The sequence below is a fragment of the Sedimentibacter sp. B4 genome (assembly GCF_000309315.1).
GTDB classification, from domain to species: domain Bacteria; phylum Bacillota; class Clostridia; order Tissierellales; family Sedimentibacteraceae; genus Sedimentibacter; species Sedimentibacter saalensis.
Map to the genome: position 1 here is coordinate 1 of NZ_CANG01001041.1, position 801 is coordinate 801.

2 protein-coding genes are annotated in these 801 nt (G+C 71.2%); both read left to right on the plus strand.

Going from position 1 to position 801, the window contains the following annotated elements; all coding sequences use genetic code 11:
* A partial coding sequence (locus BN358_RS25030; RefSeq protein ID WP_255346929.1) for an MATE family efflux transporter occupies positions 1-487 on the plus strand: 487 nt, incomplete at its 5' end.
* A gap of 76 nt (positions 488-563) precedes the next feature.
* Positions 564-801, plus strand: a 238-nt coding sequence (locus tag BN358_RS29600) for an NAD-dependent epimerase/dehydratase family protein (protein ID WP_368730818.1), incomplete at its 3' end; no start/stop codon positions are given.

Consider the following 801-nt stretch of genomic DNA (forward strand, 5'->3'; position numbering starts at 1 on the left):
GGACGCGGGGGAGTGGTGGCGGATCCGGCACGGAGTGTTCCGCACCAGCATGCTGGCGATCGGGCTCGCAGTCGCGCTCGGCGGAGCGATCGCGGTGTTCGGCACCGGCCTCGTTCGCCTCTTCGTCGGCGACGGCGAGGACCGCGTGGTCGCGATGGCGCACCAGTACCTGATCCTGAACGGGAGCCTGTACTGGGTGCTGGCCGTGCTCTTCCTGCTCCGCAACGCCGTCCAGGGGCTCGGTTCGACCCTCGTTCCGACGATCGCCGGCTTCATGGAACTCTTCGCCCGTGCCGGGGTCGGGCTGCTGCTGGTCGAGCGACTCGGCTTCCTCGCGGTCTGCCTGGCCGCTCCGCTGGCCTGGCTCGGCGCGCTGCTCCCGGTGGCGATCGCCTGGGCGCTCAAGCGCCGCCAGTTGGTGCACAACGAGCGCCGGGCCGCACGGGAGGTCGTCGAGGTGGGGGCCCTGCAGGCAGCGGTGCCGTAACGCGCACCCTCCGGGAATAGTTGAAGTCGCAACCGTCTTGACAAGGGTGCAGACCAACCACGAAGGAGAAGCGACCATGACCCGAATCTCGGTGCTGGGCGGAACCGGCTACGCCGGAGCCGCGATCGTCCGCGAGGCGGCCGGACGCGGACACGAGGTGACGGCGTTCAGCCGCAAGCCCGCGGAGGCCCGGTACCCGGCGTCCGCTACGTCACCGGCTCCGTGCCGACCCGGACGTGCTCGCGCAGGCCTTCGACGGCGCCGAAGTGGTGCTCGAAACGGTCTCCCCGCGCGGCGACATGGCCGACCGGGTG